The following is a 19,864-nucleotide window of genomic DNA, read 5'->3' as shown; positions in this document are numbered from 1 at the left end:
CAGTACACAATCTCTATATAATTTGGAAGGCAAACTGATATGCTTATGAAAATGTAATGACAGAAAGGTTTAAGCACCCCGTTGATAGTGTCGGATACGACAGAAAATTTTGTACCACAGCCCGTTAAAGGATGCCTTCATAATCCTTTGCGCTTCTTGGAATTTCTTTGGAAATACAGGAGCGCGAAGGATTTTTTTTGAAAAATACGGGCAGAAGTTCTGTAAAGCATCAGCATTTTTTGGGGAAAACATGAGCATCTTTTAGAAGAAACATCAGCATGTTTTGGGATAAGGTTTCAATGTCTTTTATGGTAACTTACTTAGTCTTTCAGATAATTTAATTAAAATCTGTGCAGCATTTAAGTGAAAATTTCTTTTCTTTATAGAACAATGTTATGTGAAACCAAACTATATGCGATATGAAGAAAGTACATTTGATGAGCTGGCTGATACTGTTTTTCAGTTTGTTTCCATCTGTATTGCAGGCACAGAGTTATAATGAACTTTGGAAAGAAGTAGAAGCAGCCCAAAAGAAGGACTTGCCGAAAACGGTTATTGGTGTAGTTGATAAAATATACACTAAAGCGAAAAGTGAAAAGAACATCCCTCAGATGATGAAGGCCTATATTGTGCGTGCTGAATCACGCATCCAGCTTACTCCGGACAGTGCACAGGCAGAGTACGATGGTATCCGGAAATGGGCAGAAAGCGAAACAGATAGGGTGGGGTGTGCCGCACTGAATCATGTAATGGGTAGCCTGATACTGGATAATCAGCAGTTGGGCACGGAAGATGATGCGATACGGTATTTCCGTCTTTCGCTGAAAGACAGAGAGGTACTGGGTAAGGCTTCTGCCAAGGATTTCCGTCCGATGACAACTTCCGGCGAGCTGAGTGAAAAGTATCTGGATGATAATATGTTCGACTTGCTTTCCCGGCAGGCAATTGAACGTTTGTCTGTTTATCGTTTTAATTCCGACAGACTGAAATGTGTGTCGGAAGCATTGTCACTGTACGACGGACTGATTGCTTTCTACGGTGAAAGCAACCGTCAGGCAGCTTTACTGACTAAGGAAGCCCGTTTGTTGTACTGCTGGGAAGGGGCGGGAAGTAGCATCGTACGTGAAGCGCTGACACCGGAGCAGGTAGCGGAGGAATTGCGTAAGCTGGCAGAAGAATACAAGGATCTGCCTGTCTGTGCCGATGTATATGTAAAGCTGGCCTATGTCTATCGTATGAACAATGAACTGCTTAAGTCGGTTGAGGCGGCACGAGAAGGAATTGAAAAATATCCTAAGCACGAATGGGTGTCTCAGTTGCGTTCATACATTGATTTTGCTTCCAGTCCGTATCTTTCAATGAATATTCCTTTTGTATATCCCAACTATGAGGCGGATATGAACCTGACGTATGCCAATCTGAAAGGAGTGTCTTTCGAATTGTATCGTCTGAATATATCTCCTGCTTCTTCATTGATTCGCGGCAATCTGAAGGAAGAAACGTTGATACAGAATTACGGTACAAAAGTGGCTTCATGTTACTACGCTTTGCCTTCTACCCCCGATTACGAAAAGCGTGATACGGTATTGCATTATACATTGCCCGAAGCGGGAATTTACATGTTAAAGCAAATTCCTCAAGGGAGTGCGAAAGGTATTGATTATTCGTTGTTGTTTGTTTCTCCTTATCAGTGCATCAGTATTCCTGTGTCAGAGGGACGCAAGGAGCTTGTTGCTGTAGATAAACTGACGGGCAGACCAGTTCCGGGTGCAGAAGTGGTTACGTATCGGTCGAACGGAAATGAATACAATGTGCTTCAGGTATATAAGACCGATGGTAAAGGCAGTGTTACGGTAGATGTTCCCCGTTCGGGCAGGATTTATTACAATGTCCGTATGGCAGGAAATGATTTCACTGCTATTTCAAGTATAGGAGGAAATGCTTCGTTTGTCAGAGAAACAGTGCAGGGATGGAAGAAGAAGGTAAATCTGTTTACCGACCGTTCGTTGTATCGTCCGGGACAGAAAGTATATGTTTCCGGTATGGTTTACGAACAGAACGGTGATTCTCTTCGTGTGATAAAGGGCGAAAAAAGTTCTCTGAAACTGTATTCTTCCGAGCGTAATGTAGCCGAATATACCGTATCGACAGACGACTTTGGCGTATTGTCGGGTGAATTTGTGCTGCCACAGAACCTGCTTCCCGGTACTTATTATGTGTCGATGGATGGAGCTTCTGCCATTATCAAGGTAGAGGAATACAAGCGTCCTACTTTTGATGTGGTCTTTACTCCGTACGAAGACACATATAATATGGGCGATTCCATTGTGGTGAAAGGAGAAGCAAAGACATTTGCCGGAGCACCAGTCCGTATGGCAAAGGTAAAATATACGATATCCCGTTCGGAATATATGTGGTTCCGTATGGGAGGTATGAATAAGGTAGAGTTGGATAACGGTGAGGTGCAGACGGATGCTGATGGAAATTTTAGTGTCCGTGTGGTGCTTACTGCCCCGGAAACAACCGGAAGGGATATGCTGGAGCACCGTTATTATGTATATGAAGTACAGGCAGAGGTAACCGATGGAGCGGCTGAAACACAGACAAACACCTTGTCACTTCCGGTGGGTAAGCAGTCGTTGGGCTTGCAGATACGCGGACTGTCGGGTATGGTCATGCGTGAGAAACAGGAAAAGGTGCAGTTTATGGCATTGAACCTGAATGGAACTCCTGTACAGACAGAGGTCGCTTACCGTGTGTTTGCATTGGATAAAGCGGGCAAGAAAGCCGGATTGCAACTGGAAGGCAAGGCGGAAGCTCAACGTTCGTTTGTTCCTTCCGAATTGCTTGCATTGCCTTCGGGCAGATATCGCATTGAAATTTCTGCAACGGATGCGCAGGGACGAGTATGTACGGCAGAGCAAGATTTTACATTGTTCTCGCGTCTGGATACACGACTCCCGTATCCTGCTGTCGACTGGTTCTATCAGGATGGAACCGAGTTTAACGAATCGGCTCCGGCAACCTTGTATGTGGGAACCAGTGAAAAGAATGTGTATCTGCTGGTCGATGTGTACAGTGGAAGCAAACGGATCGATTCTCAGCGATTGACACTGAATGATGAAATCAAGAAATTCAGTTATCCGTATCGGGAGGTGTATGGCGATGGTATTACCGTAAACTTTGCTTTCATGCGGAACGGCAGCCTGTATAGCAAGCAGGCGACAATCATCCGGCCGGAACCGGAAAAGAAACTGACATTGAAGTGGGAAACTTTCAGAGATAAGTTGCAGCCGGGCAATAAGGAAGAATGGAGCATGCATATTACAGATGCGGCCGGAAATCCGGTGAAAGCTAATGTGATGGCATCCCTTTACGATGCTTCGCTCGATAAGCTGTATCAGCACGACTGGCGTTTTAATCTGTGGTTCTCTCGCCCTGTTCCATGGATTTATGCAGGTATGTTGTCGGCAAACCAGGGAATCGGCATGTTTGCAGGTTTTCCATACGTAAGGACATACACCGGACTGAATCTGCTGAATGGTGAGTATAGTTCTTTGCTGGTCTTTTCCGGAAATGTTTATATGCGAGGCATCAATCTGGCTGGCACATCAACCCGTATTCTGGCGAAACACGATGCCGGAAATGCCGTAGAGGTGAAATATCAGCCTGTCATGACTGTTGAGGAATCGGCGGTAGTCGCCTCTCCGGATATTGTATCGTCTGGCTTTAAAAAAGAAAGCGGCAGTGCTGGTGTAGAAGAAGTCTTGCAGATTGTAGAAAATGATGCAGCTGTCGAAGGAACAGATGGTAAAGAAACGATGATTCCGGTGCGTGAGAACTTTGCCGAAACAGCCTTTTTCTATCCGAATTTGCGGACTGATTCACTGGGTAGGGTAAGTATCGTCTTTACCGTACCGGATGCATTGACCGAATGGAAGTTCACAGGACTGGCGCATACACAGGATGTCGATTACGGCATGCTGACGCAGACCGTGAAGACGAGCAAGCCATTTATGGTGCAACCTAATATGCCGCGCTTCGTCCGCAAAGGTGACCGAACCGTTATTGCTGCTTCGCTGGTCAATCTGTCGATGGACAAGATTGAAGGGAATGCCGGTATCAAATTATACGATCCGGTGACAGAAGAAGTGGTTTACGATTATCAGCAACCGTTCAGTGTGGCAGAAGGAACAACGGGGGTCGTACGGTTTGACTGCCAGATTCCTGATAAATATGATATGGTGGTATGCCGGATTACGGCCGAGGCTGGAGAATATAGCGACGGCGAACAGCATTACTTGCCGGTACTGACCGACAAGCAGTGGATGACGGAAACCATTCCTGTCCAATTGAGTGGAGAAAGCATGACGGAAGTCGGAACCGAAGACTTGTTCAACAAGCAGAGCAAAACGGCTACCGAACGACGGCTGACAGTGGAGCTGACTGCAAATCCCGACTGGTATGCTGTTCAGGCGTTGCCTGTTATTGGCAATCCGGCAGAAGAAGATGCATTGTCGTGGGCAACTGCCTATTATGCCAATTCACTTGCTGAGGCTATTGTGAAGGCAAATCCCCGCATCAAACAGGTGTTTGATACCTGGATTGCTCAGGGAGGAAGTAAAGAAACGCTTTTGAGTAATCTCGAACGCAATCAGGATTTGAAGAATCTGTTGCTGGAAGAAACTCCATGGCTTTCCGAAGCAATTGAGGAAGGCGAACAGAAACGGCGTATAGCCTTGTTGTTCGATCTGAATTCGATGGACAACCGCCTGCGTACTTCGGTAGAACGTTTGCAAGAACTGCAACTTTCCGATGGCTCATGGAGCTGGTATAAGGGTATGACAGGTAGCCGGTATATTACAACGCAGATTGTGGAGATGCTGGCACGTTTACAGCACATGAACGTGACGCTCGACGGAAAGGTCGCTCCGATGTATACACAGGCTTTGCGCTATTTGCAGAACGCAGTGAAAGAAGATTATGAAATGATGAAGAAGGCGGAAAAGGAAGGTGCGAAAAACCTTGTTCCCAACGGGCAGGTGGTACACTATCTGTATGTTTGTGCCCTCGACGGGCAGGCTGCTTCGTTGGCAGATAAACAGATAAACGCCTATATGACGGATAAGCTGGAAAACCGTTCGGCTGAGTATTCTATCGGTGAGAAGGCGATGATTGCTCTCATTATGCAGGCTGATGGCAGAAAGCGTCAGGCTCAGGAACTGGTTCAGTCTGTTAAGGAGTATACGGTAAGCACGCCGCAACTGGGAGTCTATTTCGATACACCGAAAGCACCTTATTCATGGAGCAATTACAGAATCCCTGCACAGGTGGCTGCTATGGAGGCTATCCGGCAGATTGCTCCCGATGCGGATATGCTGGCCGGTATGAAGCTTTGGCTGCTCAAACAGAAGCAGGTTCAGGTATGGGAAAGCGGTATTGCAACAGCAGATGCGGTGTATGCTTTCTTGAATGGCTCCGGTAAGCAGTTACAGGTGAATGGAAAGATGAAGGCAGTAGCCGGTAATATCGAGGTACGTACTCCGGACGATGCTTTAGGATATACCCGAAAGACGCTGACCGGAACGGATACTCGTGTGGAACGTGTTGTCGTTTCGAAGTCGGGAACCGGTATAGGCTGGGGAGCTGTATATGCGCAGTATCTGGAGGATATGGATAAGGTACTTCCGGCAAAAGGTAACGGCGTTTCAATAGTACGTGAGTATTGGCTCGACGGTAAGCAGGTTTCGCGGAAGACTGCCTTGCATGCTGGAGATAAACTGACTGTACGACTGACGGTAAAGGCCGATCGCGACATGGACTTTATCCGGATAAAGGATGAGCGTGCGGCATGTATGGAACCGGAAAACCAGTTGTCCGGCTATCATTGGAACAACGGTCTGGGATATTATCAGGTGAACCGGGATGCTTCGACCGAACTCTTTATCGACCGGATGCCGAAGGGTACATATACGCTGGAGTATGAAGTTTATTTAGACCGTGCGGGAAATTATCAGGCTGGTGTGGCAACCATCCAGTCGGTTTATGCTCCCGAGTTCAGCGGACACACAGGAGGACAATCTCTGACAGTAGAATAATTCATTAGAAAACAGTACAGGCTGATGTATTTTCCATACTGGAAAAATCTGCATCAGCCTGTATTTCTTTTTACCGCTGTATCGGCAAATTTATATTAATTCACCACCAACCTTTGTTCGTCTTTGATTTTCTCTTTATCTTTGTTCACTCTAAACAAGTAACACACTGAAAGATGAAACGCATTTTATTTCTATTCAATATATTGTTTGCCGTAGTTTTGGTTGCTCAGGCACAGCCGAAAATAACATTCGACAAGAATGTGCAGGAGTTGGGATATGTGCTTTGGCGCAATCCGGTGACCATTACTTATAATTTCACGAATACGGGTGACAAACCGCTGGTTATTTCGAAAGTAACTTCTTCCTGCGGCTGTACGGAGGTCGACTGGACTAAGTCTCCGATACCTGCCGGTGGAAAAGGTACGGTAACAGCCGTTTTCGACGCAGAGGCTATCGGACATTTCTATAAAGAAGTCGGTATTTACTGCAACGCTTCTTATCGTCCTATTTATCTGGAATTTAATGGTGAAGTAACAGCCGACGCCAGAAATTATTCGTTTACCCATCCTTTCGGGTTTGGTGCAATCCGTCTGGACAAAGATGAAATAGAATTTAAAGATGTCAATAAAGGCGACCATCCTGAATTTAGTATTCTGGTTGCCAATACATCCAATAAAGCTTATTCTCCGGTGCTGATGCATCTGCCTCCTTATCTGAGTGCAAAGGCAGTTCCCGAAGTGCTGGGAAGAGGTAAGAACGGTAAGATTATCGTTACGCTCGATACGGAAAAACTTCCAAAGTTCGGTATTACCCGTACATCGGTGTATCTGTCACGCTATCCGGGCGATAAAGTGGGAAGCGACAACGAAATACCTGTATCGACAGTCTTGTTGCCGGATTTCTCCGGACTGACCGAACAGCAGAAGAACAATCCTCCGCAGATTTCGCTTTCTACTACACAGTTGGAGTTCCCTCCGCTGAAACCGAAACAGAAAAAATCACAGAATGTCATCATTACCAATACGGGAAAGACCGATTTGGTTATTCAGGATATGCAGGTGTTCAACATCGCTCTAGCCGTCAATTTGAAGAAAACGGTATTGAAGCCGGGTGAATCTGCCAAGCTGAAGATTACCGTACTTGGTGAGAATCTTTCGCGTGTGAAAGGTACTCCCCGTGTACTGATGATTACCAACGACCCGAATAAACCGTCGGTTACCATTCGGGTAAAGGCAAAAATCGTACAGCCTTAAGATCTCTCGTAAGGCTATTATTATCAACTTAAAATACTAAGACTATGGAACACCCTGAGAACAGTGAGGAGTACAAGGGATTGACTGTTAACAAGGGTATCGAACAACCCTCCAGTATAAATCCTTATTTGAACCTGAGAAAGAAACCCAAGCGCCGTCAGTTTACCGTAGGCGAGTACGTGGAAGGTATCGTAAAAGGCGATGTAACCGTACTTAGTCAGGCTGTCACGCTGGTAGAGAGTGTGAAACCCGAGCATCAGGCAGTCGCACAGGAGGTTATCGAAAAATGTCTGCCGTATTCAGGCAATTCTATCCGTGTGGGTATCAGTGGTGTTCCCGGAGCGGGGAAGAGTACGTCGATTGATGTATTCGGCCTGCATGTACTGGAACGTGGAGGTAAGCTGGCTGTACTGGCTATCGACCCGAGCAGTGAGCGTTCGAAAGGAAGTATTTTGGGAGATAAAACCCGTATGGAAAAACTTTCCGTTCATCCAGATTCCTTTATCCGCCCCAGCCCTTCTGCCGGTTCGCTGGGTGGTGTAGCCCGTAAAACCCGTGAAACGATTATCTTGTGCGAAGCAGCAGGTTTCGATAAAATTTTTGTCGAAACAGTGGGAGTAGGACAGAGCGAAACAGCCGTTCATTCGATGGTGGATTTCTTCCTGCTGATACAGCTTGCCGGAACAGGAGATGAACTGCAAGGTATCAAGCGTGGTATAATGGAGATGGCAGACGGTATCATCATCAACAAGGCTGATGGTAATAACATCGAGAAGGCAAAGCTGGCTGCTGCTCATTTCCGCAATGCACTGCATCTGTTTCCGGCTCCTGAATCGGGATGGACACCACAGGTGCTGACATATTCAGGTTTTTATGGTATCGGAATCAAGGAGATCTGGGACATGGTGTACAGTTATATCGACTTTGTGAAGAAGAACGGATACTTTGATTACCGCCGCAACGAACAGGCTAAATACTGGATGTACGAAACGATAAACGAACATTTGCGTGATAGTTTCTACAACAATCCGGCTATCGCTTCGATGCTTACAGCTCAGGAACAGGAGGTATTGCAGGGAAAGGCTACTTCGTTCTCGGCTGCGAAAAAGTTGCTCGATACATATTTCGGTAATCTTTGATTGCTGGGCTTGCGACGGAGTACATAATTTCTCTGAAAATTTTTGTACGAACTTGCTGAACTTTCGTACAGAAAATAAAAAAACATCGAGATATTTTGGGCAGAAATTGCTGATATTATAGAAACTCTTTCTGAAGGTCTTTTTTAAAAGCCTTTGGGAAGAGTCTTTTTATTGTTATCAGTGTATGATAAATTTCATCAATAGGTTGATTCTCAGTCGTATTTAAGGCTTTAAAAACTCTGTTGTATCAATGAATAAACCAACTGCTATATTACAAGCGACTATGAGCTTTCGAAAATGTTTTGTCGGACAGCAATGTTTTATTATGCGTTGATCACAGCAAAATCTTCATGGATACTTGGGTTTTATTACAATTGACTTGGTAGGAAATTTACTTTTTTCAGAAAAAAACTACAGAATATTTGGTTTATAAAATAGACTACTTTACATTTGTAATGTGATAGAAAATAGGAATAAACGCGCGGATTTCTATTTTTTTTGCAGTGGTGGTTTATAAAATAAACTGTTTTATCTTTTAAAAATGTAAGGAGTATGGAAGAAAAGAAGATGTTTACAGAAAAAGAAAGTCTGGAACTGATTTCCCAGATGATTCAAATGACGAAAGAAAATTTGGAACGGGGTAGTGGCAATGTTTTTCTGATTTATGGATATGCTGCAGTAGCGCTTTCTGTAGTTGTATATGCAGCCGTGTATATCACAGGCAGACCGTTGTGGAACGCCTTGTGGTTTTTGATGTTTATTCCTGCCATTGTTATGAAAGTACTTCAGGTTCGTAAGAAACCTTCTGTGGTAACACATATGGATAAGATGCTTGCTCATACCTGGTGCATCGTAGGATCGTTGTTCGGACTGACTGTTGTGGCTATGCTACTGATAGGTATGGTGATTGGTTCGTGCAATTTTGGCTTGATGCTTCCGCTGTGTTTGCTATATGCGGGTATAGGAACTTCGATTACCGGTCTGATTGTTCGGGTTCCAGCCCTGGTGTATTCACCTCTTGTTGCCTTTTTGGTTGCTGTCTATATGCTGATGGTACTGACAAATGGCGGTAGAGTGGCTCCGGAATGGAATCTATATTTCGGTTTTCCTTTCTTGCTTATGATGGTGATACCAGGACATTTGTTGAATAAAAAAGCCGCTGCTTATGCTTGCTGAACTAGATCCGTTGATACACTCGCAACTGCGTCTGGCGATTATGTCTATCCTATTATCGGTAGATGAGGCCGACTTTGTGTACTTGAAAGAGAAGACTGAATCTACTGCCGGTAATCTCAGTGTGCAACTGGATAAACTGAGCAAGGCGGGATACATTCAGGTAGAGAAAGAGTTTGTCGGAAAAAAGACTCGTACATCGTGCCGGATTACAGAAACAGGCAGAAAAGCGATGGAAGAATATATAAAGGCACTGAAGACTTATCTGGATTTGTAGGATAAGAGAAACACGTTCGGAAAGAAGAAAAGGTAGAGGCCGGAATTCCAATTCAAGAAAGAAGAGCTATTGGTTTAGATAAGTGTCCGATAAACATATATGAATATGAGCTTATCAGCATTGTTCCTGTAGATAACCTGCATAGCTGAATTCTGTAGGATAATTGCTTGTTCATCAATACTCTATCTTTGGATTGAAGATTCTTGTCAGACTGCAATAATTGATTTGTACGCTAACCATCCTAATCTGTAATAAAAAAGGTTCTATCACCCCATAGCGGGAAAATGATAGAACCTTTTTGTATTTTATTCTTGTAATTTACAATCAGAAGCCAGCCAGGCTTACAATCTTGTCGACTGCTGCACTAAGTCCGTCAGGATTCTTACCGCCGGCAGTTGCAAAGTGAGGCTGACCACCACCACCACCTTGGATCAGTTTGGCAGCTTCGCGAACCAGTTGTCCGGCATTCAGTCCGGCCTTCACCTGATCGTCGCTCATGGTAACAGTAAGCAACGGCTTGTTTTCGAATACGCTACCAATTACTACGAACAAGTTTTCAGGGAACTGTCCTTTCAACTGGAAGGCAATATTCTTGACTGCGTCAGCTGGCATCGGAAGAACAGCCTGAATAACTTTCACACCGTTGATTTCTTTTGCACCTTCAATCAGCTTGTTCTTTACAGCAGCTTCTTTTTCCTTCATGAATTCTTCCATCTGTTTCTTCAGACCGGCATTTTCTTCGATGTATTTCGAGATAGCGGCTTTCAGGTCGGGAGCGTTGTTGAACAAAGCTTTCAGATCGTTGATAGCATCTTGTACAGTATCGAACATTTCTTCAACCTTCGCACCTGTAACAGCTTCGATACGGCGTATACCGGCAGCAACAGAGCTTTCTGAGATAATCTTCACCATACCGATCTTTCCAGTTGCCGATACGTGAGTACCACCACAGAATTCGATAGATGAACCGAACTGTACGACACGTACTTCATCGCCGTACTTTTCGCCGAACAAAGCGATTGCACCCAGTTCTTTTGCCTTTTCGATAGGCAGGTTACGGTATTCAGTCAAAGGAACGTTTTCGCGGATTTTAGCATTAACCAGATGTTCTACTTCGCGAATCTGTTCCGGAGTTACTTTCTGGAAGTGAGAGAAGTCGAAACGCAAAGAGTCAGGAGTAACAAGAGAACCCTTCTGTTCTACGTGAGCACCCAGTACCTGACGCAATGCTTCGTCCAGCAAGTGTGTACAAGAGTGGTTGGCTGCACAAGCTGCACGTTTGTCTGTATCTACACATGCCATCATCGGAGCTTCCAGATGTTCCGGAAGTTTCTTTGCTATATGGATAGGAAGATTGTTTTCCTTCTTGGTATCGATGATATCGATAGTTTCGAATTCGCTTACCAATACACCGGTATCACCTATCTGACCACCACTTTCTGCATAGAACGGAGTATCGCTCAATACAATCTGGTAAAGTGTCTGATTCTTCTGTTTAATCTGACGGTAACGCAGGATGCTTGTTTCGTATTCAGTATAGTCGTAACCTACGAAAGTTGTTTCTCCTTCTTTCAGTGTAACCCAGTCGCCTGTTTCTACGGCAGCAGCATTACGTGCGCGTTCTTTCTGTTTCTGCATTTCGGCTTCAAAGCCTTTTACGTCGGCAGTCAGACCATTTTCACGCAAGATAAGTTCAGTCAGGTCGAATGGGAACCCGAATGTATCATACAGTGTAAATGCGTCTACACCGCTGATTTCAGTCTTACCGGCAGCTTTAGTTTCAGCCATTGTCTTGTCGAGCAGACGGATACCTGTTTCCAGTGTACGGAGGAATGATTCTTCTTCTTCCTTCATAACTTTCTCGATCAATGCCTGCTGTGCTTTCAGTTCAGGATAAGCACCACCCATATTTTCAATCAGTACAGGAAGCAGCTTATACATGAATGCTTGTTTCTGTCCGAGGAAAGTGTAAGCGTAGCGAACGGCACGGCGCAGGATTCGGCGGATTACGTAACCAGCCTTTGCATTAGACGGCAACTGTCCGTCGGTGATAGAGAAGGCGATGGTACGGATATGGTCGGCTACTACGCGCATAGTTACGTCTACCTTTTCATCGTCGCCATACTTCTTGCCAGACAAATCGCCGATTGCCTTGATGATAGGCTGGAAAACGTCAGTATCGTAGTTGGATGTCTTGCCTTGCAAAGTACGTACCAGACGTTCGAATCCCATACCGGTATCGATAACTTTTGCTGGAAGCGGTTCCAGGGTTCCGTCAGCCTTACGGTTGTACTGCATGAACACCAGGTTCCAGATTTCGATAACCTGCGGATGATCTTTGTTAACCAATTCACGTCCCGGAACGGCAGCCTTTTCTTCAGCCGAACGCGAGTCGATATGAATTTCTGAACAAGGACCGCAAGGACCTGTATCACCCATTTCCCAGAAATTATCGTGTTTGTTACCGTTGATGATGTGATCTTCTGGGAAGAATTGTCCCCAGTAGCCTGCTGCTTCGTCATCGCGGGAAATACCTTCGCTCGGGCTTCCTTCGAATACGGTTACATACAGATCTTTCGGATCAAGTTTCAGTACGCTTACCAGGTATTCGTATGCCCAGCTGATAGCCTCTTTCTTGAAGTAGTCGCCGAAAGACCAGTTACCCAGCATTTCGAACATGGTATGATGGTATGTATCGTGACCTACTTCTTCCAGGTCGTTATGTTTTCCACTCACACGCAAGCACTTCTGTGAGTCGGTTACACGTTTGTATTTCGCAGGATGGTTACCCAGAATAATATCTTTAAACTGGTTCATACCTGCATTGGTGAACATCAATGTCGGGTCGTCTTTGATGACCATCGGTGCTGAAGGCACAATCTGATGTCCTTTCGACTCAAAGAATTTTACAAATGAGTCGCGAATTTCGTTTGCTGTCAACATAATGCTTATAATGTCTTGTAGTTAATATTCTCAAAATTGATTTGCAAAGATAATCGGTTTTATTATTTTTGTCCGTATGTTTGATGCAAAAACTTGACATGTTGCATCTTAAAATTTTTCAAAATTAGATTTGAATGCGTAAAGTCTATTATATTTATAATCCGAAAACGCGTACATACGACCGTATTTATCCCACTATGCGCCAGCGGGCGATGAGCTATTTGCGGCGTCTGTTTGTGGGTATGGGACTGGGTGCAGGATGTTTTATCATCCTGTTGCTGATTTTCGGTTCTCCTTCGGAAAAGGACCTGCGTGTGGAAAATTCGCGCTTACTTTCACAATATCATATTTTATCTACCCGTCTGGACGAGGCTCTTGGTGTGATGCAGCAGCTTCAGCAGCGTGATGATAATCTGTACCGGGTGATTATGCAGGCAGATCCCGTGGCGGATGCCTTGCGTTCGGCCAGTTACGGTAAAACGAACCGTTACGAGGATTTGATGGATATGGCAAATGCCAAGCTGGTAGTGAATACTACTCAGAAGATGGACTTGCTTTCACGTCAGATTTATATGCAGTCGAAATCGTTTGACGAGGTGGTAGAGTTGTGTAAGAAACAGGATGATATGCTGGCATGTATTCCTGCTATCCAGCCGGTGGCCAACAAGGATTTGAAGCAGACGGCTTCGGGATATGGAAATCGTATCGACCCTATTTATAAGACTGTTAAGTTTCATGCGGGCATGGACTTTTCGGCAAACGTGGGTACACCGGTGTATGCCACTGGAAACGGTACGGTACAGAAAGCAGGCTGGGAAGGATTGTATGGCAACTGTATTGTCATTAATCATGGTTTCGGTTATGTCACCCGATATGCTCACTTGAGTAAAATTGATGTGAAGGTAGGGCAGAAAGTAGTGCGTGGAGAAACTATTGGCAAGGTAGGAAGTACGGGAAAGAGTACCGGACCGCATTTACACTACGAAGTGCATCTGAAAGGGCAGATTATGAATCCGGTGAACTATTACTTCATGGATTTGGATGCGGATGATTACGACAAGATGATTCAGATTGCTGCCAACCACGGTAAGGTATTCGATTAATATTACATACAGACTAAACAGAAAGGACATGGCTTTGAAGAGCGATAAAAATTTGAAATTATATTATTCTATTCGTGAAGTGGCGGAAATGTTTGATGTAAACGAGTCGCTTTTGCGCTATTGGGAGAAGGAGTTTCCTATAATTGCTCCCAAGAAGGCGGGAGGAAATATCCGGCAGTATACGAAAGAGGATATTGAAAATATTCGCCTGGTATATCATCTTGTAAAAGAAAAGAAAATGACTCTTGCCGGAGCCAGACAGCGTTTGAAGCAGAATAAAGAAAGCATTCGTGATACGGCCGAAATCATCGACCGCTTGCGGCGTATCAAAGAAGATTTGCTCAGTATGCGTAAGGAGCTGGATTATCTCACCTGATGCTTGCAGGTGTGAATTGTTTGGCTGGTGACTTAATTCTAGGTCTTTTTAAGCGATCATCAGACTTTTTCCGGACGTCGTATATGCGAGGAAACAACGAAAAACAACAATAAAAATGGCATATGAAGTGATTATGGTTTATCATCTTCATATGCCATTGTATTTTTTAGGGATATTTGCTGAATATCTTTATTTCGTCTTAATGGTTGTAATCTGTTATTGTCATCATCAGAAAGATACGTCTTTTTAGTCGGCAATTGTATCTTCAAAGTTTTCGATACGGGTTACTTTCTTGATGTGATTTATCTTTTTGAGGTTTGTACAGATGGTATTTACATCATCTACATCGTGTACGTAAAGCTGAATGCGACCTTCGAAAATACCATCGTTCGATTCAATATTCAATTTATGAATATTTACATTCAACTGTTGAGATATAACTTGTGTAACCTGATTGAGGACTCCTATGCCGTCTATACCTTTAATGTATACATTGACCGGGAAGTTTAATGCTTTGCCTGTTTCCCATTCTACAGCAAGCAGTCGGTTACCGAAACTGGTCTTCAGCTGGGCTGCAATCGGGCACTGGCGTTTATGAATGACAATACGGTTGTTATCGTCAATGTAACCAAGTACATCATCCCCCGGAATCGGTTTACAGCAATCAGCCAGAATGTAATTCTTCTGAATGGCATCAGGAGTCAGCTTGATGATTTTCTTTTTGTCTATATTCAGTGCAGGCTGTTCAGCTTGTTTCTCTTCCTGCTTGTTTTTACTGGTTCCTCCGAATGCAAAGCTGATATATTTCTTCCAGTTGGTAGGCGATGGCTTTTCCTTCAGTTCGTTTTTGTCTGCTTCACCTAATGAGAATATTCCCTGACCGATATTTAAGGTCAGTTCATCGTAATTCTTTACGTGATGCAGGTTGCAGAGCTTCTTGATATTCTCATCATTTGACGGCAGGTTTTCCTGATGGAAGAAATCGGTAAGCATATCTTCACCTTTCTGCTGCATTTCTTTCTTTTCACGCTTCAGAATAGCTTGTATCTTAGCTTTGGCTTTTGCTGTGGTGGCAAAGTTTATCCACGAAGGCTGTACCTTTTGTGATTTGGAAGTAAGTATTTCTACCTGATCACCACTTTGTAGCTTGTGGCTTAGTGGAACCAGTTTATGGTTTACCTTAGCTCCGATACAGTGACTGCCCAGGAATGTATGGATAGAGAAAGCAAAATCGAGTGCCGTACAGTTTTGCGGCATAGTCTTGATTTCTCCTTTGGGGGTGAAGACAAAAATTTCGGATGCAAACAGGTTCAGTTTGATGGTATCGAGGAAATCGAGCGCATCAGGCTGTGGATCGTCCAGAATTTCCTTAATGGTCTTCAGCCACTTGCTCAGTTCGCCTTCATCTTCACTGCCTCCACCTTCCTTGTATTTCCAGTGAGCTGCAAATCCTTGCTCGGCAACGTCATTCATGCGTTCACTTCTGATTTGCACTTCAATCCATTGCCCTTTGTTACTCATCAGTGTCACGTGCAGTGCCTGATAGCCATTAGCTTTCGGATGGCTTACCCAGTCGCGCAGACGGTCGGGGTGGGGCTTGTATATTTTCGAGATAGCTACATAGATATCGAAGCAGTCGTTCAGTTCCTCTTCTTCGTTTCTTGGAGTAAAGATGATGCGCACAGCAAGGATATCGTAGATTTCTTCGAACGTGATATGCTTGGTCTGCATCTTGTTCCAGATGGAATAAGGAGATTTTACACGTGCCAGAATGCGATAAGGTATTTTCATCTTATCCAGTTGTGCACGTATAGGAGCTGTAAACTCGGTAAAGACGCTTTCGCGCTCTGCCTGAGTAGCTTGCAGCTTGTCTTGTATCTCTTTGTAAGTTTCCGGATGTTCGTATTTGAAACTCAGGTCTTCCAGTTCTGTTTTTATGCGGTTCAGACCTAGTCTGTTGGCAAGAGGAGCATAGATGTAAAGGGTTTCTCCCGCAATCTTATATTGTTTGCTGGGAAGCATGGAACCGAGGGTACGCATGTTGTGCAGACGGTCGGCTATTTTTATCAGAATGACTCGGATGTCGTCATTCATTGTAAGCAGGAGCTTTTTGAAATTTTCAGCCTGAGCCGAAGCGCGGTCGCCGAAAATGCCTCCGGATATTTTTGTCAGTCCGTCTACAATCTGTGCAATTTTAGGTCCGAACAGATTTTCTATATCTTCCACCGTATAGTCGGTATCCTCTACTACATCATGCAGCAAAGCCGAACAGATGGAGGTAGACCCCAGTCCGATTTCTACACACGCAATGCGTGCTACCGCAATAGGGTGCAGTATATAAGGTTCGCCCGAACGGCGTCGTACACCTTTATGTGCTTGCTTGGCAAAATTAAATGCTTTGGTGATTATTTCTACTTTTTTGCGGTGCTTGCTTTCCAGGTATCGATCTAAAAGTTCTTGAAAGGCATCATTTATTTGCTTTTCATCTGCTTGCTCTTGTGTAAGTTTTTCATCCGTCATTGTATTACTCCCTTAATCTATATTGCAAAAATAAAGAAAATAAAGAATTTAACAAGTAGAATGAAGTTTTTTCTTACAAAGCTATCACGGCTCTTTCATTTAAAACAACCTCTATAATCCTTGTTATTCTCCGAAAAACCATTATTTTTGCGCACAGCGATGCAGGAAGCACCGCTTCCGGTGTTTCTTTTTATCGTTCATATAAAATTATTTTTGTAGGCGGAAATCAAATGCGACAGAGGTCGTTTTTTGATTTCCGCCTTAATTTTCGCTATGCAAAAATAAGATTTATTTTGCTGATATGCAACATTTTGCATGTCTAATATATAAAAAAGAAACATGCATTCTGCCGTCGTGGCAGCATAATGAAACATCTGAAAGAATTTGTGAAATCAGTGCCGGATTACCGCAGGACAGACAAGGGAAACTACAAATACAAGCTGGAAGATATTCTTCTCCTTGTAATACTCGGACGGCTGGGCAAGTGTATGACAAGACCGGATATAATCAGATTCGGCGAGCGTAATCTGAAACGCTTCCGCTCTTTAGGAATTTTGTTGGACGGTGTGCCTTCTGAACCTACGCTCTGCCGTATATTCAAACATATTGATGATGAAGCCATGTCTGAGCGGATGTCTGAATTTACCTCCACCTTCCATGATGAGCTTGTCGGTTGTGCCGGAGACATCCTCTGTATTGACGGCAAGGCAATGAGAGGGACGGTACTTGAAAACGGACGCACCCCCGACATCGTATCCGCCTATTCCCTTGAAGGAGGTTTCACCCTTGCCACGGACATGTGTGAAGAAAAAAGCAACGAGATAACTTCCGTACCCAAACTGTTGGACAAGGTGGATGTGTCAGGATGCATAGTTACGGCAGACGCCATGTCCTTCCAGAAAGCCATCATAGATAAAATCCGGGAAAAAGGCGGTGATTTCCTTATCGAGCTGAAGGCAAACCAGAGAACTCTGCGATATGGGGTTGAGGACAATGTCGAACTTGCAGAGCCTGTGGATGTATATTCGGAAGGCCCTTTTCTTGAACATGGCAGAATAGAGACCAGAGTATGCCGTATCTTTCGTGGAAATGACCTGATTACGGACAGGAAAAAGTGGAATGGAAATCTGACGGTTGTCGAAATACGGACTGCAACGGAGAGAAAATCTGATGGTCAGAAATCTTCCGAGAGGAGGTTCTATGTCTCCAGTTTTCACGGAAGTGCCAGGCGGCTGAGTACAATAGCCAGAATGCATTGGGCAATAGAAAGCATGCACTGGGACCTTGACCGCAACCTGAGGCAGGACTTCATCAGGCGGAATAGTGCAAGGTCCGCCAGAAACCTTGACACGATACAGAGGATAGTACTGGCAATACTTTCTATATGGAAAGGTAAAAGGAAAAAGCTCTCCGACAAGGCTAAGGGAACGGCCGAACTTATTAGAGAACTTTCTTGGACTTTACCGCAATGATACATATGCTGGATCAAAAATGAGATAATTTGTAATTTCAGAGGATTCGTAACGTTTTGGGTATCAATCATAACAAAATCCCTACTTCCCATAAGAAGTGGGTGGGGGAATTATGTGCCTTTATCTAAGCTTAAATGAAAGAGCCGTGCAAAGCTATGGAAAAGGAAGATAGAAAAATGAAAAACCATCCTGACAAATCTTGGGATTGTCGGGATGGTTTTTATGATATTTCGGTGTAAAAATATGATACTTATCGGATGCGGAGTGATCTTCCGGCACGTATGTTACTGCCTTTGATTCCGTTCAATCTGCGTAACTGCGATACGCTTACTCCATATTTGGCTGCAATGCCTCCCAAGGTTTCTCCGTTTCTGATTCTGTGATAAACGGCTTTTCCTGATTTGGCAGACGATTTAACATCGGCTACTTCTACTTTGCTGCGTCGTGTCTGATAGACCTCCGGTTTATAGTTATAGATGCTGTCTTCGTTTTCGAGGAAACAGCTCATCATCTTGTTGGACAAGCGAAGCGCATAAGGCTTCTCATTTCCAGGAATGATGTCTTTTTTAAACTCCGGATTCAAGGCACGAAGTTCATCGATGTTTGAGTTGCATACGGCGGCTATCTGCTGGAGGTTGAGCGGACGAGATATGTGTATAGTATCTGTTCCTTCCGGCATTCTCATTTCCAGCGGGCTGATGTTATGCTCACAGTAATAGGTCATGATATAGTTTGCAGCGATAAATGCCGGCACATATCCACGAGTTTCCTGAGGCAGATAATTGTATAGCTTCCAGAAGTCCTTTTCTCCTCCCGAACGTCGGATAGCTTTGTTTATTGTGCCCGGACCGCAATTGTAAGCCGCAAGTACCAGATTCCAGTCGTGATAGATATCGTATAAGTCTTTCAGATAACGTGCTGCGGCACGAGTAGATTTGATCGGGTCACGACGTTCGTCTATCAGACTGGTTACTTGCAGTCCGTAAATTTTACCTGTAGCCAGCATGAACTGCCATAAGCCTACGGCTCCCTGACGGGAAGTTGCCATCGGGTTTAAGGCCGATTCGATTACAGGAAGATATTTTAACTCCAGCGGCAGGTCGTGCAAGTCGAGTGCCTCTTCGAAGATGGGCATGTAGAAATTATTAGCACTCAGCATGAATGCAATCTTCTGTCGCAAGCGGGTAGCATACATGTCGATAAATTTGCGCACCACTTCGTTATACGGCATTTCGATGATGGCCGGAATACGTTGCAGACGATCCATGTAGATAGAGTCGCTTACTTCCGGATTGGTAGAAGTCGCAGTACAGTTTTCTCCCAGATTGATATAATTTTTCGAAATCCAGTCCAGATATAAACTGTCTGTTTCAGAAAGCATACCTTCGGGCAAATCGGCAGCTGCCTCCACACCTGAACTGGAGCGGACGACAATACTCTTTTCCGTTTGTTGGGCAAAGAGGGGCGAAAAGCTAAGGAAGGCGAGTATGCCAATACATAGTTTTTTCAT

The 19,864-nt window shown here is 44.3% G+C and carries 11 protein-coding genes; 8 read left to right on the top strand and 3 right to left on the bottom strand.

All coding sequences use genetic code 11. The features are described from left to right. Positions 1–419: 419 nt before the first annotated feature. The 5 genes from BACCOP_RS17700 to BACCOP_RS17680 all read left to right on the top strand — a co-directional run bounded on the left by BACCOP_RS17700 (position 420) and on the right by BACCOP_RS17680 (position 9,940). Complete coding sequence (locus BACCOP_RS17700) at positions 420–6,098, top strand: alpha-2-macroglobulin family protein (RefSeq protein ID WP_007571539.1); 5,679 nt, start codon at positions 420–422, stop codon at positions 6,096–6,098. A gap of 173 nt (positions 6,099–6,271) precedes the next feature. Then, the gene (locus BACCOP_RS17695) at positions 6,272–7,351 is read left to right on the top strand and encodes a DUF1573 domain-containing protein (RefSeq protein WP_007571538.1); all 1,080 of its coding nucleotides are present in this window, start codon (positions 6,272–6,274) and stop codon (positions 7,349–7,351) included. A gap of 44 nt (positions 7,352–7,395) precedes the next feature. Further along, the gene (gene meaB, locus BACCOP_RS17690; protein WP_007571537.1) at positions 7,396–8,490 is read left to right on the top strand and encodes a methylmalonyl Co-A mutase-associated GTPase MeaB; all 1,095 of its coding nucleotides are present in this window, start codon (positions 7,396–7,398) and stop codon (positions 8,488–8,490) included. 552 nt (positions 8,491–9,042) lie between these two features. Next, a complete protein-coding gene (locus BACCOP_RS17685) occupies positions 9,043–9,666 on the top strand; it encodes a hypothetical protein (RefSeq protein WP_007571536.1) in 624 nt (207 codons plus the stop codon). Beyond that, positions 9,656–9,940 (top strand): winged helix-turn-helix domain-containing protein, encoded by a 285-nt coding sequence (locus tag BACCOP_RS17680; protein ID WP_007571535.1) that lies wholly within the window; start codon positions 9,656–9,658, stop codon positions 9,938–9,940. Before BACCOP_RS17685 ends, BACCOP_RS17680 begins: the two co-directional genes overlap by 11 nt. 324 nt (positions 9,941–10,264) lie before the next feature. On the opposite strand, the gene alaS is transcribed toward BACCOP_RS17680, so the two are convergent. Continuing rightward, entirely contained in the window at positions 10,265–12,883 is a 2,619-nt protein-coding gene (gene alaS / locus BACCOP_RS17675; RefSeq protein WP_007571533.1) for an alanine--tRNA ligase, read from the bottom strand. A 134-nt stretch (positions 12,884–13,017) separates the two neighbouring features. Here alaS and BACCOP_RS17670 point away from each other — a divergent pair, with 134 nt between their 5' ends. Then, the gene (locus tag BACCOP_RS17670) at positions 13,018–13,986 is read left to right on the top strand and encodes a M23 family metallopeptidase (RefSeq protein WP_022125533.1); all 969 of its coding nucleotides are present in this window, start codon (positions 13,018–13,020) and stop codon (positions 13,984–13,986) included. A gap of 28 nt (positions 13,987–14,014) precedes the next feature. Continuing rightward, entirely contained in the window at positions 14,015–14,362 is a 348-nt protein-coding gene (locus BACCOP_RS17665) for a MerR family transcriptional regulator (RefSeq protein WP_007571531.1), read from the top strand. A 246-nt stretch (positions 14,363–14,608) separates the two neighbouring features. On the opposite strand, the gene BACCOP_RS17660 is transcribed toward BACCOP_RS17665, so the two are convergent. Continuing rightward, a complete protein-coding gene (locus tag BACCOP_RS17660; protein WP_007571528.1) occupies positions 14,609–16,882 on the bottom strand; it encodes a RelA/SpoT family protein in 2,274 nt (757 codons plus the stop codon). Between the two features lie 365 nt (positions 16,883–17,247). Between BACCOP_RS17660 and BACCOP_RS17655 the strand changes: the two genes are divergently transcribed. Next, on the top strand, positions 17,248–18,354 hold the full coding sequence (locus BACCOP_RS17655) for an ISAs1 family transposase (protein WP_007571524.1): 1,107 nt from the start codon (positions 17,248–17,250) through the stop codon (positions 18,352–18,354). A gap of 250 nt (positions 18,355–18,604) precedes the next feature. Here the strand turns inward: BACCOP_RS17655 and BACCOP_RS17650 are convergent, their stop codons facing one another. Beyond that, the gene (locus BACCOP_RS17650) at positions 18,605–19,864 is read right to left on the bottom strand and encodes a lytic transglycosylase domain-containing protein (RefSeq protein ID WP_007571522.1); all 1,260 of its coding nucleotides are present in this window, start codon (positions 19,862–19,864) and stop codon (positions 18,605–18,607) included.

The organism is Phocaeicola coprocola DSM 17136 (genome assembly GCF_000154845.1).
GTDB lineage: Bacteria > Bacteroidota > Bacteroidia > Bacteroidales > Bacteroidaceae > Phocaeicola > Phocaeicola coprocola.
Note: the sequence above shows the minus strand (reverse complement) of the source record. Positions and strands in the feature narration are given on the sequence as shown.

Excerpts from the sequence above, each read along its gene's own strand:
- BACCOP_RS17650 (WP_007571522.1), bottom strand. The coding sequence starts at position 19,864 with ATGAAAAAACTATGTATTGGCATACTCGCCTTCCTTAGCTTTTCGCCC.
- BACCOP_RS17700 (WP_007571539.1), top strand. The coding sequence starts at position 420 with ATGAAGAAAGTACATTTGATGAGCTGGCTGATACTGTTTTTCAGTTTG.
- BACCOP_RS17680 (WP_007571535.1), top strand. The coding sequence starts at position 9,656 with ATGCTTGCTGAACTAGATCCGTTGATACACTCGCAACTGCGTCTGGCG.
- BACCOP_RS17655 (WP_007571524.1), top strand. The coding sequence starts at position 17,248 with ATGAAACATCTGAAAGAATTTGTGAAATCAGTGCCGGATTACCGCAGG.
- BACCOP_RS17670 (WP_022125533.1), top strand. The coding sequence starts at position 13,018 with ATGCGTAAAGTCTATTATATTTATAATCCGAAAACGCGTACATACGAC.
- BACCOP_RS17695 (WP_007571538.1), top strand. The coding sequence starts at position 6,272 with ATGAAACGCATTTTATTTCTATTCAATATATTGTTTGCCGTAGTTTTG.
- BACCOP_RS17665 (WP_007571531.1), top strand. The coding sequence starts at position 14,015 with ATGGCTTTGAAGAGCGATAAAAATTTGAAATTATATTATTCTATTCGT.
- meaB (WP_007571537.1), top strand. The coding sequence starts at position 7,396 with ATGGAACACCCTGAGAACAGTGAGGAGTACAAGGGATTGACTGTTAAC.
- alaS (WP_007571533.1), bottom strand. The coding sequence starts at position 12,883 with ATGTTGACAGCAAACGAAATTCGCGACTCATTTGTAAAATTCTTTGAG.
- BACCOP_RS17685 (WP_007571536.1), top strand. The coding sequence starts at position 9,043 with ATGGAAGAAAAGAAGATGTTTACAGAAAAAGAAAGTCTGGAACTGATT.
- BACCOP_RS17660 (WP_007571528.1), bottom strand. The coding sequence starts at position 16,882 with ATGACGGATGAAAAACTTACACAAGAGCAAGCAGATGAAAAGCAAATA.